Source organism: Ammoniphilus soli (assembly GCF_040813775.1).
In genome coordinates this window covers 387,101-401,482 of the sequence record NZ_JBEGDL010000002.1, presented here as the reverse complement: position 1 = coordinate 401,482, position 14,382 = coordinate 387,101, and the positions used below count along the sequence as shown (strand labels likewise).

The following is a 14,382-nucleotide window of genomic DNA, read 5'->3' as shown; positions in this document are numbered from 1 at the left end:
CTTAATCGATACTCACGGTCTCAAACATGGTTCGAACTTCTTTTTCTTCAATGGCTTCTTTCCATGGATCCTTCGTCACGGCTAATGCCTGATCCATCCGCTTGACCAATTCCTCACGAGTGCTGGCCTCCGCAAGCACCTCTTGAATGTGTTCCAAGCCGACGCGCTCTACCCAATGAGAGGTTCTTTCCAAGTACTTAGCCGTTTCTCGGTAATATTGCATAAATGCAGCTGACCATTCGAGTACTTCTTCCTTCGTCTTCACCTTTACGAAGAGATCACCGCCGCGCAAGTGAACGCCCCCATTACCGCCTACATATAACTCCCATCCACCGTCTACTCCAACCACTCCGATATCTTTAATGCCCGATTCTGCACAATTTCGCGGACAAGCGGATACGGCCATCTTGACCTTGTGCGGCGTCCAAAGACGCTCGAAACGCTTTTCCATATCGATTCCCATCTGGATGGAATCCTGTGTGCCGAAGCGGCAGAACGTTTCACCCACACAAGTTTTTACCGTGCGCAAGGCTTTAGCATAGGCATAACCGGATGGCATATCAAGATCAGCCCACATCTTCGGTAAATCTTCTTTTTTCACACCTAACAAATCAATCCGTTGACCGCCCGTTATTTTAACCATAGGAACCTGATATTTATCTGCCACATCCGCAATTTTGCGCAGCTGATCTGGGTTCGTTACCCCGCCATAGATTCGTGGAATCACCGAGTAGGTTCCATCATTTTGTATATTGGCATGAAGACGTTCATTAACAAAGCGTGAGTGACGTTCGTCCTCATGAGCTTCCGGCCATACCATTCCTAAGTAATAGTTCAAGGCAGGGCGACATTTGGAACAACCCTCTTCTTGCGTCCATTCCAGCACATTCATGACTTCCTTGCTCGAGGTCAGCTTCATGGAACGAATGGCCTCCACGACCTCATCTCGGCTTAGCGTTGTGCAGGAACAAATCGGCTCTTTTTCTACAGCCTGAAAGCTATCCCCTAGCGTGCATTTTAAGAGGTCTTCTACCAGCGGTTTACAGCCTCCGCAAGATCTTGAAGCTCCTGTACAGCCCTTTATAGCCTCAACTGTATTTAGGCCCTGCCCTTCTATGGCCTCTACAATCGTTCCTTTGGATACCCCATTACAGCCACAAATGAGTTCATCATTGGCCATGTCTGCCACATGGGAAACAGGGGCTTTCTTTCCTTCTCCCGCACCGAATATTTCTTTTAACTGAGATGCATCCGCTCCGTTCCGAATCATTTGGAACAGCCGCGTACCATCAGTTGTATCCCCAAAAAGTACAGCACCAGCGATTTTGTTTTCCTTCACTAGTACTTTTTTATAAACCCCACTGAAGTCATCTTGATAGCGATAGGCCCGAGTATCCGGTCCATCCATAAACTCTCCGGCAGAGAACACATCCACTCCGGAAACTTTTAATTTGGTAGAAAGAACAGACCCTTCATAAGGCGTGGTTTCGGCTCCGCAGATTCGCTTCGCCAGTACGGCTCCTTGTTCATACAGCGGAGCCACTAAGCCATAGACCATTCCACGGTGCTCGGCACATTCCCCTACTGCATATACATGTTCTACATTGGTTTCGAGGTAGTCATTGACTACAATCCCACGGTTCACTTCAATTCCATGATCTTTTGCTAGTGAAACGTTCGGCCGGACTCCTACAGCCATTACTACTAGGTCTGCGTCTAATTCGCTGCCATCTTTAAAGCGAAGTCCTTCGACGCGGTCCGTTCCGTATAGTTCCTCTGTTTGCTTGCTCATTAGAAACTTCATGCCTTGTTCTTCTAATGTGGCTTGCAAGAGTTTACTAGCGGTCGGATCCAGCTGGCGTTCCATTAAGTTATCAAAAACGTGGATGACCGTAACGTCCATTGATAGGTTCAATAGACCGCGTGCTGCTTCCAAACCCAACAGCCCGCCTCCAATTACAGCAGCCTTTTTGTAAGTTTTGGAGGCCTCCATCATCATTTCGCAATCTTTTATATCGCGATACGATATAACTCCCGGCAGATCAGCGCCTGGTAAAGGCAGAATAAAAGGATTCGATCCTGTAGCCAAAATCAGCTCATCATATGGCTGAGTCATCCCGCCATCGGTATGAATGCATTTCATTTCCGTATCAATTTTGGTCACGGTTTGGCCGGTATGCAGCTCAATGTTATTGTCTTTATACCAATCCCAATCGTTAATAATAATGTCTTCGAGCTTAGAGTCTCCTGCCAGTACATAAGAGAGCTGAATCCGATTATAGTTCGGATAAGGCTCCGCACCAAAAATCGTAATTTCAAATTCCTCATCGGAAAGCTTCAGGATATGCTCGATACAATTGACACCTGCCATACCATTTCCAACTAAAACTAGTTTTCTTTTACCCACCGTTTCTCCCCCTCGTATTTGTTCTGTTCAGGATTATGGATTCATTGTATACGCAAAGGAAAGGAGTCTCTATAACTATGTTAAGTTTCCTGACATAGATTTTCACCTGTTTAACCCGTGTTAAAGGTAGAAAAGGTTCAAACCCTAGTCCTGAAGCGTTTTTTCATGATAAGATAGAATCAATATTTTGAAAGAAGGTCTATCTTTGTGAAAGCTCCCTTATCGAAAGACATTTATGAATATTTAGCGGAATTCAGATACCGTTTGAGGAAATTTCTTCATTTCAGTGAAACGGCAGCCCGCAATGAAGGGCTTACTCCTCAACAGCATCAACTTCTTTTGGCGGTAAAAGGGTTTCCAGGAAAGGATAATGTGACGCCAAGAGAGCTTGCGGAACGTTTGCAGATTACGCACCACGCTTGTGTAGGATTAATCGATCGGTGCGAACAGCTTGGTCTGGTCATTCGCAAGCCTAATCCCGAAGATGGGCGCAGTGTTCTGGTTGAAGTCACGGCTGAAGGGCTTGCCAAACTGGAAAGGCTGTCTGAAATTCATTGGGAAGAAATCACGCGCATCGGCTTGTTTAAGAAATAGGTTTCAAAAGAAAAATTAGCAGAAAGGGCAAAAGTCCCTTCCTGCTAATTTGCTGTCGCTATACTCCCTTATCTCCCAAGACTCGCTTGTTTGTGCAGAGAAGATTTGTAGAATCCGCTATTTAAAACCAGACAGATTACAGCAAGCAGGGATAATAAGATAAAACCCATGGTATAATCCCCACTGAAATCTTTAATCACGCCGAGCAGGATCGGCGGGAAAAATCCGCCTAAGCCTCCTGCAGCCCCTACAAATCCTGTTACTGCCCCCGTATTTCCTGCCGATACCTCTGGTACCCGCTTGAATACTGCCCCGTTTCCTATTCCCAGCGTGACTGCCATAACGAGACAGCCCATGCAAAATACCAGCAGGTTTTCAATCCCGAAGCCAATCGCTAGGGCACTTACGAAGATGACGAAAAAAACAGTCGTTAAGATATTGGCTGCTCCATGCCGATCGGATAAATAGCCTCCCAGCGGTCTTACCAAGGTGGCAGCTAGTACAAAAACCCCCGTTACAAATCCGGCGTAAATTGCGCTAAGTTCGTGTACTTCTTGCAAAAGCACGGGCAAATATACGCTAAAGGCTACAAAACCTCCAAACGTCAGAAAATAATAAAGTGACAATACCCATGTATCCTTATACTTTACAACGAATAAGGAATCTTTCAGCGATCGCTTCACCATTGGGCGCGGATGCTCACTGGTTCCCTTCCAGAAAAAGACCGCCATGAGAACAAGAGCGATGGCAAATAAGCGAAACGTCCAAGCAATTCCCCATTGACTGACTAGCCATGGTACGGAAAAGCTGGCCACGGCCGACCCTAGATTCCCGATTCCGGCAATTCCCAGGACTAGCCCCTGCTTTTCAGGCGAATACCATTTTGAGATATAAGCGATGGATATGGCAAAGGTCGTGCCCGCCATTCCTATCCAAAAGGCCCAAAATAAAAGACCAGCATACGACTGGGAAAAACTTGCCCCAAGCAAAGGAATCACGAGCAATAGCAGGATTGCGGCATAAACCTTTCGACCGCCCATCCAATCGGTTGCAATGCCCATCGGTATGCGCATGATGGAGCCCAGCAGTACGGGAATGGCTATTAAGATACTTTTTTCTGTAGAACTTAGCCCATATAGCTTTTGCAATTCTCCGGCCATCGGAGAGAAGATAGACCATACCGAAAACGCGACAATCATCGAAAGCGTAGAAAGCAACAGCGCTGAATTTTGACTTTTGATCTTCATGTCCTAATCCCCCATACAATTCTTGTATCAACGTTTGCTGGCTTCGAGTTATATCTGAATGCGATATATCCAGGCCAAGCAGTTATTTTGTATGGGGAAATTATAACTTTTTTCTTGAATTTTCATGTGTTTAATGTCAAGTTTTATGACATGGTTTTTGCAATGCATAAAAAAAGACGAAGAAAACAATCAATTTCTTCGTCTGAATATTTCTTTTAGGCTTTGACCCCATGGAGCAATATATCTACCATGTGTTCAATCTCTTCCTCATCATCCAATTGCATGCCTTCTTCAGGAAAGATAATATATTTAAAAAAGACATAGCCAATCATCATCGACACCATCGCTCGTGTAACGGCCAGAGGAGGAAGCGGACGAAATTCGCCTCCAGCTATTTTTTGTTGAATAAACGTCTCCGCCCAATTCCGCACTACGCGAATTAAGTTCTCGACCACGATCTCCCTCAATTCAGGATGAAATTGAATCTCTTGGAGAATCAGCCTGATACGGTCCCAATTTTTCTCAATGAGCGATAGCCTGTTTTGATAGAGTTGCTTTAGCAATTCTTCAATAGGCAAATCGCTGTCCATGATTTTTTTAACATCTCTCAGGATGAGAGGCGCTGCAAATCGAAGGACCATAGGGGCAACCAGGCTGATCAGGATATCCTTCTTTGTCTTAAAATGGCGGAAGATCGTTCCTTCTGCAACTCCTGCAGCTTTTGCAATTTCACTCGTAGAAGCTGCATGAAAGCCCTTCTCCGAAAACAGCTTTATTGAGGCCTCCATAATCCTCCGCTGTTTTTCAGTTAGATTGTCTTCGTCCTTTATTTCTTCCAAAAACTTTTTCATAATATCATCAAAGTAAAGACTCTCTTCTTTCATCCCGACCTCCATAGAATCAATCTAGAGTTTTTCTGAATTTTAAAATCGCTATGATACAAATCAAGAACGTAAAGCCTGAGAGGATAAGCGTCTCCTCCCAAAGCTGCTCTAAGCTTATTCCTTTTAAGAAGATCCCTCGCAATATCTCTAGAAAATACGTCAAGGGGATGGCCCCTCCCATCCATTGAATCAGTGTGGGCATGGTTTCTCTTGGGAACATAAATCCTGACAGCAGGACGCTCGGCAGAATGATGGCAAAGGCCATTTGCATTGCTTGAAGCTGCGTTTTGGCTACGGCAGAGATAAGCATTCCGATAGCCAAGGTTGTGACGAGAAATAAGGCACTCAAAAGGAGGAGCAAAGGAATACTACCCTTAACAGGAACACCGAACCAAGCAACTCCAGTAAGGAGAACGATACTGAAGGAGATGATGCCGACGCCGACATAGGGAAGCAATTTTCCGATGATCAGTTCGATGGGACGTATGGGCGTGACCGATAACTGTTCCATCGTACCGCGCTCTTTCTCCCGAACAAGGGAAAAAGCGGTTAAAATGGCGGTAACATTCTGCATGATGAGCCCGATCAAAGCCGGGATGTTAAAGACCAAGCTCTCCATATTAGGGTTATATAAAACTCTCGGCTCAAGTGACAGCGGGAGTTCCAGTGGGCCTAACCCTTGTTTTTCTAGTTTTTGCAGCTGAATCGAGGAAGATTTGTTTTGTACGATCAATTGAGCATTGGCTAAGGCAGTACGCGCTGCATTCGGATCAGCCCCATCGAACAAAAGCTGAAGCTTAGCTTCCTTACCCGTATCTAAATTCTTGGCATAGTTTGAGGGAATAACCAAAGCGACTTTAATCTTCCCTTCATCCATTAGGTTTTGAAGTTCCTGATAACCATTCGCTTGATAAACATAGTCGTAATACTCGGTATTGATGAACTGCTGAATCAGCTCCCTGCTATGAAGACTGCGATCCTGGTCCCAAACTGCCGTAGGCAGATGATCCACATCCGTATTCACTGCATACCCAAAAAGAAGAATCATCATAATAGGCATCACAAGAGCAATAGCGATAGAAGGAGGATCTCGACGAATATGGACGATTTCCTTGCGCATAATGGCGATCAACCGCAAGAAACTGAACCCTTTATGATAGCTCCGAGCCTTATTCATCGTTCCCCTCTCCCCTCCGACTGTTCCTGTCGAACAAGATGAAGAAATACTTCTTCCAGATTGGAGAGTCCATATTTCTGCTTCAGTTCCTTCGGGGTCCCTTCCACCAGCAGCTTGCCAAAAAAGATAAATCCAATTCGATCACAGGCCTCAGCTTCATCCATGTAATGGGTACTGACAAGGACACTGATCCCCTTATCCGCAAGGGATCGGATTACATCCCAAAATATTCTTCGTGATACAGGATCGACTCCTGCCGTGGGTTCATCTAAAATCAAAATATCCGGCTCGTGAATCAAGGCGCAGGACAAAGCTAACCGCTGTTTCCAGCCTCCAGACAGCGAATGGGCTAATTGATTTTCCCTGCCGTTCAAACCAGCCATGCTAATGAGTTCCTGTTTCCGTTCCTCCGCTTGTTTGCCGGAAATGCCATAGATTCCCGAATAGAAATCAAGATTTTCCTTAACGGTAAGGTCTTCGTAGAGACTGAATCTTTGGGACATATATCCGATATGATGCTTGATTGTCTCGGTATCCTTCACAATATCATATTGAAGGGCGTGGCCTTCCCCAGCGGTAGGGGTCATTAAACCGCAAATCATGCGAATCGTGGTCGACTTTCCGGATCCATTGGGCCCAAGGAATCCGTAGATGGACCCCTTTGGTATGGCCATGCTGATTTGATCGACTGCTGTGAAATGGCCGAACTTTTTGGTTAAATTCCTGCATTGAATGGCCCATTCCTTTTCATTCATGGAGTTTGCCCTCCATTCCAGGGTACATCTGCAGGCATGCCAGGTTTCAGCTTATCTAGTCCTTCTACCATTTGTAAGGTAACCGCAAAAACCATTTTTGTCCGCTCCGCTGCCGTCTGTACGTTTTTCGGAGTGAACTCTGCTTGCTCGGAGATGTGTATCACTTTCCCTTGGAAAGTTTCACCTGGGTAGGCATCAACAGTGACTTCGACACTCTGTCCACTTTTGACAAGATTCAGCCGGTTTTCTGGAATATAGACCGTGAGTTCAAGCTGATCAGCCTCCAAAAGGGTAAATAGCTGATAAGATGGCTTTACCACTTCCCCTAAAGCTATATTCTTCCGAGCCACTACCCCATCAACGGGCGAATGAATAAGAGCTTTGGATTCCTGGATCTTGGCTTGCTCCAGTTTGGCTACAGCCATCTTCTTTTGGGCTTCTAATTGCTTCAATGTATGAGAAGTGGCTCCTTCCTTCAGCAGATGATATTGGGCTTGAGCGGACTTCACCTGGGCTCTAATGGACTCAATCTGCGGGCCCATAGCTTCCCATTCCTTGATCGCTATGGCTAACTGGGCCTCTTGGGAAAGCTTTTGGGATTGGAGTGTTTCGACCGCAATGGCAGCCTGCTGGACCGTCTCCCTTTGGGCTGTGACGTGTTCTTCTGCTACTGCCCCATGGCCGGCCAAAGCCTCTAGGTCTTTTAGCTTATCCATTTGAAACTGCAAAGATGATTTTGCGCCTTTCCACTGGATACCTACCTGCTCAAGCATGGCCTCTTTTTGCTGGATCCCCGCTTTTAACTTTTCCTGCTGCATCTGCAGCTGGCGAATTTGTGCTTCGTTTTGCTCGATCAGCGATGCAGATTTGGAAAGCTCCTGTCCCCGGGTTCCGGCATGGGCTTCATCCAACTGAGCTTGAGCAGACTCTACAAATGCTTCCGCTTCAAGGATCTGCTGGTGGATCAGCCGTTGATCGAGTACAGCAAGAATTTCCCCTTTTGTTACTTTCTGCCCCTCTTTAACCCCTAGTTCAAGAATAGTTCCTCCGATTTCGGTTAATACCGGAACCTCTACCCCTTCAATCGTTCCCGAATAAAGCTCTGTCTCCGTTCGGCTGCAACCGAGTAGGCCAGTAAAAGATATAGCAACTAAAATCCACTTCCAAGTGGGCATCATTTTCTTCCTCCCCCGAAAATGAGTGATTACTCACTTCAACAATACGACGCGAAGAGGCAATGGTCAATCTTGAATTAATAAAATTCAAAATCATGCCACAAAAAAGCAGGCCAATCGCTTGTTACGATTGGCCTTGGATAATCATAAATGCACCAACAATCCCCCACAAGGCTGCCGCAAAATAAAAGGCAATTCTCATCCGGCCTTGCTTCTTTCTTGCAAAATAAAGATTAGCCAGGATCATAAGTCCAAACAGCAGAATATTTGCATTCATATAAAATCCTCCATTGAATATATTGCCCTTCAGTATAATTTGCGCCTAGATATTCATGAATAAAGGGTTGTTCGCCGAGGGTCGATTCGCCCTCTCCACCCATCCATTCAGCGAATAGGATAATTAAGAGAATGATTCTGAAAGGGGCGCTAAGATGAAATCTTATACTGGTTATAAATCATGCCGCAAAGCCCAGAAAGTCAGCAAAACAAGCAGGCCACCCAATCCGCCGAAAACTCGTCTTTCTTCTACTAAGAAAGCGAGTATCAGTCAAAACGTCGGCGGCGTATGGTGTTGCCGCTGTGTAGGATACACCTGGGTTTGCAGATGCAGACCTAACCGTTACTCATGCAACTTTGGCGAAATAAAAAACGGTTTCTGTCAATCCTGTCTTCCATTGTAGCATAGATGTACCCTCCCTCTCCTCAAGAATAGGGGCAGGGAGGTTTATAAAAAATAGATCCCTGTCATAAATAATGGTCGATAAACTAATAACTGCATGGATGCAGCAGTTTTGGCACAATTTCAAAAAGTATAAATTTCAATGACGGCAAAGTTTTTTACCTATTACTATCATCTCAAAGCTTATTGTATTAGTACATAAAACGAGTATAATAAAAAATTATAACTAAGTATCATAAGATTAACGCGAAAGGAAAAATAGATGAAATTCAAAACAAAACTATATGTTGGTTTGGGCTTTATTTTATCTCTCATCGTCATTCTCTTATGGATGCTATTGAATATGCTAAGCCAGCTCAATCAAAATATGCATCATGTAGTAAAAGAACGCTATGAGATGGTGCGGCTGGCTAACATCGTCGTCTATGAGCTAAACGTCTTCAGCAGAGAATCAAGAGGCTTGGCTGCCAATCCTCCTCCTGAGCTTCGGGAAACATTGATAGAAAATAGGGAAAAAGCTCTCCTAAACGCTAACATGGCGCTATCTTCCCTCGAACAATTGGATACCAGTGATAAATCAAGGGAACTGGTGCAAAAATTGAAAGCGCTAAGCCAAAACTATAACCAGATCAGAACAAAATCTGATGAATTGAATCTAGACTTGACACAAGGGTCTATCGAGTTTATGTGGTATGACGGCAGAGAAGTCCGGGAACAAATGCAAGTCTTGATTGAAGAGCTTCGAACTTTTCAGGAACAGGACATGGAAGCAGCGCTGAACAAGTCTCAAGAAACCTATCAGTTTGCGGTAAAAGTCATCTCTATTTATATCGTGGTCTGGCTTCTCATTGCGATTGGAGTAAGCATCTGGCTAATCCGCAGCATCTCTAGCAATTTAGGGAAAGTGACTTCTGTGATGTCAAGCTTCGCTTATGGGGAAACGGAGAAGCTTCCGCGAATTGAAATCGCTGTTAGGGATGAGATCGGCGCCATTGCCGAAGCCTTTAATGCTATGGCAACTACTCTAGAACAGCATGCCCGTCAGGAAAAAGAATTAATGGAAGCCGCGCAACAGCAGAGTTGGTTGAAGACAAAAGTCGCTGAAATTGCAACGATGTATGCAGGAGTTCAGGATTTGCAGACCCTTGCACAGCTGTTCATCGCGAAGATTACACCGATGGTGGGCGCCAGTTACGGGGTATTCTACATCAAAGGAACGGAAGAAAGTGATTCGTCTCTTTATAAAATGGCTGCTTACGCGGATACGGGGCAAGACATCGGTAAGGACAGATTTCAATTAGGAGAAGGGCTAGTTGGACAATGCGCGCTGGAGAACCACATTATCCAGCTTACCCATCTGCCTGACCGATATATCACCATTTCATCCGGAACGGGCAACGCATCTCCTACTGCTGTTATCATTCTTCCTGCGGAATATGAAGGCGAAGTATTAGCTGTCATAGAATTGGCCTCTTTTGAACCGTTCTGTCCTCTCCACCAGATGGTTCTGCAAGAGGTAATGGCCAATGTAGGCATCACGATCCACAGCATAACGAATCATATGAAAGTAGAGAGGTTGCTTCAAGAGTCGCAAGCGCTAACAGAAGAATTGCAGCGGCAATCGGAAGAGCTTCAAATGCAGCAAGAAGAGCTAAGAACGATCAATGAAGAGCTGGAAGAGCAATATGAGCATTCACAGCAGAAAAGCCAAGAGCTAGAGAAAGTACGGTTAGTACTTGAAGAAAAGGCTCAACAATTAACGCAAAGCTCTCAATATAAATCGGAGTTTTTGGCCAATATGTCCCATGAGCTGCGGACGCCGCTTAACAGCTTGTTAATCCTAGCCCAAATGCTAGCCCAAAACCAAGAAGGAAATCTTACGGATAAGCAAGTAGAATTTGCTCGAACTATTTTTTCATCTGGCAATGATTTGCTTCTGTTAATTAATGACATTTTGGATTTAGCGAAAGTGGAAGCAGGAAAAATGGACGTCTTTCCTGAATCAATAGAGGTTAGAGAGGTGCAATCCTTTATAGAAGGTCAGTTCACTCCCCTCGCCAACAAAAAGGGAATTGCTTTTAACGTTCAATTAGCTTCCGATTTGCCAGACATGTTCTATACGGATAAGCATCGCTTATTGCAAATACTAAAGAATTTGTTATCTAATGCTTTTAAATTTACCAAGCAAGGTCATGTTCGCATGCAGGTACGGAGGTCGGAAGGAACCCTAGCCTTCTCCGTTTCCGATACGGGAATAGGGATTCCGCAAAATAAGCTGAATATTATTTTTGAAGCCTTCCAACAGGCTAACGGGACAACCAGCCGCCATTACGGCGGAACAGGACTCGGCCTCTCTATCAGCAGAGAAATTGCCCAATTGCTGGGAGGTAGAATTGAAGTCAAAAGCATAGAAGGAATAGGAAGCACTTTTACCTTATATTTACCGATCCACGATGATGCTTGGAGGCTGAAGGAGTTGAGCACTCTCACCCAGGAAGCCGCTGCAAGCTCTATTATGGAAGCTGAACCGTCCCAGCTTTTGGAATCTGTCGTGGATGTGGGTTCGGGTCCAATGAAGGAGTCCTTATTGGTTGGCAAGAAAGTTTTGATCGTGGATGACGATATGCGTAATATCTTTGCATTGACAACGGCCTTTGAAAGCTACCAAATGGAAGTGATATTTGCAGAAAACGGCAAAGAGGGAATTAAGGCTCTAAAGGAAAATCCGGACACTCATTTGGTCCTCATGGATATCATGATGCCTGAGATGGATGGTTTTGATACGATGCGGAACATCCGCAAGATCCAGCAATTTCAATCCTTGCCCATTATTGCGCTAACGGCGAAAGCGATGAAGTCTGACAGAGAACAATGCATAGATGCAGGGGCATCTGATTATATTAGTAAGCCTATCAACTTGGAACAACTATTATCCCTGATGAGGGTATGGCTTTATAAGTAGGTGGAAAACCAATGAATATAGCAGAAAACCAGTTGAATAAGTCCATTCGTGAACAACAAGAAATGGAGAAAATTGAAATTGAGTTGCTGTTGGAAGGGATTTTTCGCTACTATGGGTTTGATTTTAGAAATTATGCTTACCCCTTCCTTCAGCGCAGAATCTTGCACCGTGTTCGTTCTGAGAAGCTGAATAGTATTTCAGCGCTGCTAGAACGAGTGTTGCATCAACCGGCCATGATGGAGAAACTGATTGCTGACTTTTCTATCAATGTAACGGAGATGTTTCGGGATCCTAGCTTTTTTCGAGCTTTTCGAGCTCATGTCGTTCCCCAGTTGAAAACGCATCCGTATATTCGGATCTGGCACGTCGGTTGCGCTACCGGAGAAGAGGTGTATTCTATGGCCATCCTGCTCCATGAGGAAGGTCTCTATGAAAAAACTAAAATCTATGCCACCGACATGAATCAATACGTACTAGAAAAGGCCAAACAAGGCATTTTTACATTGGACAGGATGCAAGAATATACGAAGAATTATATGAGTGCGGCAGGAACTAGAGCGTTTTCTGAATACTACAAGGCCGAGCAAGGACACGTTTCGTTCCATTCCTTCCTGAAGAAAAACGTAATCTTTGCCCAACATAATTTAGTCACCGATCGTTCCTTTAACGAATTTCACGTTATTATATGCCGGAACGTTCTCATTTACTTTAATAAAATGCTGCAAAACCATGTACACAATCTCATTTATGAGAGCCTGAGTCTGTCAGGATTTCTCGGATTGGGTATTAGAGAGGGGGTGGCCTATACAAGCCATGGTCACAAATATGAAGAATTTCAACCAGCTGATAAAATATACCGAAAAATCAATTGAGTCGGAACCTTCTAAGGCGGAAAAACCGGTAAACATTTTGATGGTTGATGATCGACCGGAAAATTTGATCGCCTTGGAGGCTGTCCTTCTATCCCCCAATTACCGTTTGGTTCGTGCCAATTCAGGTGAAGAAGCATTAAAGCGGGTTCTTATGGAAGACTTTGCTATTATTCTATTAGATGTACAAATGCCAGGATTAAACGGATTTGAGACTGCTAAACTGATCAAGTCAAGAGAAAAGTCAAAAAATATCCCAATCATTTTCATCACGGCCATAAGTCAAGAAGTCGAGCATGTCCTTCGTGGTTACAAGGTCGGAGCCATTGACTATATTTTCAAGCCTTTTCATCCCGAAACGCTAAAACTGAAGGTTGCAGAGTTCGTCAAGATTTACCAAAATCATGAACTTATGAAACAGCAAAGTGAGATCCAGCGAAAACAAGAGCTGGAGGAAGAACGCAAACAGCAGTATTCAAGGCTGGAAAAGCTTGTCGAAGAAAGAACTCTCGATCTTTTATCTGCTAATGAGAAGCTCCAGCAAAAGGTGTTGGAGAAAAATAGCATAGCTGAGGATCTTCATCGGTCCAGAGAGCATTTTCGCAAGGTTTTCGAGTCCAGCCCTTGCTTAATCTCCATTCAATCCCTAAAGGACAAAAGATACATTGATGTGAATTCCAGTTGGTTAAATTTCACGGGCTATTCTTATGATGAGGTAATTAACCATCAGTGTGACCTTCACCTTACGGGGGATGCTGGAACAGCAACGTTACCTCATTTTCCGGAAGCGGAAAAACCGATTCATAACGCCAGTATCAGCTATATAACGAAAGATGGAGAAACCCGAAAAGGTTTACTTTCTTCCGAAGTCATTGACATTCAAGGTGAGTCCTGCTTGCTTAATGTCATTACGGATATTACAGAAAAGAAGAAGTTAGAAAAAGAAATTGCGCGCCTTGATCAGCTTAACCTTATTGGTGAAATGGCAGCTGGGATCGCACATGAAGTGAGGAATCCTTTAACCACAGTCCGAGGATTCCTGCAAATGTCTAGGAATAGTCAAGAAGTCCTCTCTCCCCCATTTATTGAGCTCATGATAGAGGAACTTGATCGAGCCAATGCTATCATTACAGAATTTCTTAGTTTAGCCAAAAACAAGGTAAATTCTAAAAAGGTACAAAATCTAAATGATATCATAGATTCCCTCTTCCCTTTGATACAGGCTGAAGCATTACTGTTGGATAGGCATATTTCCCTTGAATTAGGTAAGCTTCCTCCTCTCGATCTGGATGAGAAAGAAATACGGCAACTCCTATTAAATCTAAGCTTAAACGGAATTGAGGCTATGCCCTCCGGTGGAGTACTCACCATAAGGACCTATGTGGAAAATGAAACCGTAGTCTTAGAAGTAACTGACGAAGGTACAGGGATTAAAGAAGAATGGCTTAGCAAAATCGGCACCCCTTTCTTTACAACTAAAGAAAAGGGTACGGGCTTAGGTTTAGCCATTTGCTATAGCATTGCCAATCGTCATTATGCGACTATTGATATTAAATCGAGTGAGAAAGGGACATCGTTTTTTGTTCGCTTTAAAAGATAGACAATGAAAAACCATCCGCCGATATACGGTTGG

At 44.3% G+C, this 14,382-nt stretch carries 11 protein-coding genes; 4 read left to right on the top strand and 7 right to left on the bottom strand.

The genetic code is table 11. The features are described 5' to 3' along the window. Position 1: 1 nt before the first annotated feature. Positions 2–2,407, bottom strand: coding sequence for a nitrite reductase large subunit NirB (gene nirB / locus ABLT31_RS06710; protein ID WP_367749955.1), 2,406 nt, complete (start codon positions 2,405–2,407; stop codon positions 2–4). A gap of 207 nt (positions 2,408–2,614) precedes the next feature. Here nirB and ABLT31_RS06705 point away from each other — a divergent pair, with 207 nt between their 5' ends. Further along, on the top strand, positions 2,615–3,001 hold the full coding sequence (locus tag ABLT31_RS06705) for a MarR family winged helix-turn-helix transcriptional regulator (RefSeq protein ID WP_367749953.1): 387 nt from the start codon (positions 2,615–2,617) through the stop codon (positions 2,999–3,001). Positions 3,002–3,069: 68 nt separating this feature from the next. Here ABLT31_RS06705 and ABLT31_RS06700 read toward each other — a convergent pair whose 3' ends face one another. The 6 genes from ABLT31_RS06700 to ABLT31_RS06675 form a co-directional block, all read right to left on the bottom strand. After that, entirely contained in the window at positions 3,070–4,248 is a 1,179-nt protein-coding gene (locus ABLT31_RS06700) for an MFS transporter (RefSeq protein ID WP_367749951.1), read from the bottom strand. Positions 4,249–4,463: 215 nt separating this feature from the next. Next, positions 4,464–5,132: a TetR/AcrR family transcriptional regulator gene (locus ABLT31_RS06695; protein WP_367749949.1), complete on the bottom strand. Its 669-nt coding sequence runs from the start codon at positions 5,130–5,132 to the stop codon at positions 4,464–4,466. A 16-nt stretch (positions 5,133–5,148) separates the two neighbouring features. Beyond that, positions 5,149–6,309: an ABC transporter permease gene (locus tag ABLT31_RS06690; RefSeq protein WP_367749947.1), complete on the bottom strand. Its 1,161-nt coding sequence runs from the start codon at positions 6,307–6,309 to the stop codon at positions 5,149–5,151. After that, complete coding sequence (locus ABLT31_RS06685) at positions 6,306–7,064, bottom strand: ABC transporter ATP-binding protein (RefSeq protein ID WP_367749945.1); 759 nt, start codon at positions 7,062–7,064, stop codon at positions 6,306–6,308. Before ABLT31_RS06685 ends, ABLT31_RS06690 begins: the two co-directional genes overlap by 4 nt. Then, positions 7,061–8,242 carry an HlyD family secretion protein gene (locus tag ABLT31_RS06680; protein ID WP_367749942.1) on the bottom strand — a complete coding sequence of 394 codons (1,182 nt, stop codon included), beginning with the start codon at positions 8,240–8,242 and terminating at the stop codon, positions 7,061–7,063. The genes ABLT31_RS06685 and ABLT31_RS06680 overlap by 4 nt, the downstream gene beginning before the upstream one ends. Before the next feature lie 121 nt (positions 8,243–8,363). Then, on the bottom strand, positions 8,364–8,516 hold the full coding sequence (locus ABLT31_RS06675) for a hypothetical protein (RefSeq protein WP_367749940.1): 153 nt from the start codon (positions 8,514–8,516) through the stop codon (positions 8,364–8,366). 664 nt (positions 8,517–9,180) lie between these two features. Between ABLT31_RS06675 and ABLT31_RS06670 the strand changes: the two genes are divergently transcribed. The 3 genes from ABLT31_RS06670 to ABLT31_RS06660 are packed head-to-tail and all read left to right on the top strand — an operon-like array spanning position 9,181 to position 14,349. Further along, entirely contained in the window at positions 9,181–11,880 is a 2,700-nt protein-coding gene (locus ABLT31_RS06670) for an ATP-binding protein (protein ID WP_367749938.1), read from the top strand. A gap of 11 nt (positions 11,881–11,891) precedes the next feature. Then, positions 11,892–12,752: a CheR family methyltransferase gene (locus tag ABLT31_RS06665; RefSeq protein ID WP_367749936.1), complete on the top strand. Its 861-nt coding sequence runs from the start codon at positions 11,892–11,894 to the stop codon at positions 12,750–12,752. Next, entirely contained in the window at positions 12,706–14,349 is a 1,644-nt protein-coding gene (locus ABLT31_RS06660; protein WP_367749934.1) for a response regulator, read from the top strand. Before ABLT31_RS06665 ends, ABLT31_RS06660 begins: the two co-directional genes overlap by 47 nt. The last annotated feature ends 33 nt before the right edge of the window (positions 14,350–14,382 follow it).

What these genes read in the sequence shown, in the direction of transcription:
- ABLT31_RS06700 (WP_367749951.1), bottom strand. Translation starts at nt 4,248, where the DNA reads ATGAAGATCAAAAGTCAAAATTCAGCGCTGTTGCTTTCTACGCTTTCG.
- ABLT31_RS06695 (WP_367749949.1), bottom strand. Translation starts at nt 5,132, where the DNA reads ATGAAAGAAGAGAGTCTTTACTTTGATGATATTATGAAAAAGTTTTTG.
- ABLT31_RS06690 (WP_367749947.1), bottom strand. Translation starts at nt 6,309, where the DNA reads ATGAATAAGGCTCGGAGCTATCATAAAGGGTTCAGTTTCTTGCGGTTG.
- ABLT31_RS06685 (WP_367749945.1), bottom strand. Translation starts at nt 7,064, where the DNA reads ATGAATGAAAAGGAATGGGCCATTCAATGCAGGAATTTAACCAAAAAG.
- ABLT31_RS06680 (WP_367749942.1), bottom strand. Translation starts at nt 8,242, where the DNA reads ATGATGCCCACTTGGAAGTGGATTTTAGTTGCTATATCTTTTACTGGC.
- ABLT31_RS06675 (WP_367749940.1), bottom strand. Translation starts at nt 8,516, where the DNA reads ATGAATGCAAATATTCTGCTGTTTGGACTTATGATCCTGGCTAATCTT.
- ABLT31_RS06670 (WP_367749938.1), top strand. Translation starts at nt 9,181, where the DNA reads ATGAAATTCAAAACAAAACTATATGTTGGTTTGGGCTTTATTTTATCT.
- ABLT31_RS06665 (WP_367749936.1), top strand. Translation starts at nt 11,892, where the DNA reads ATGAATATAGCAGAAAACCAGTTGAATAAGTCCATTCGTGAACAACAA.
- ABLT31_RS06660 (WP_367749934.1), top strand. Translation starts at nt 12,706, where the DNA reads ATGAAGAATTTCAACCAGCTGATAAAATATACCGAAAAATCAATTGAG.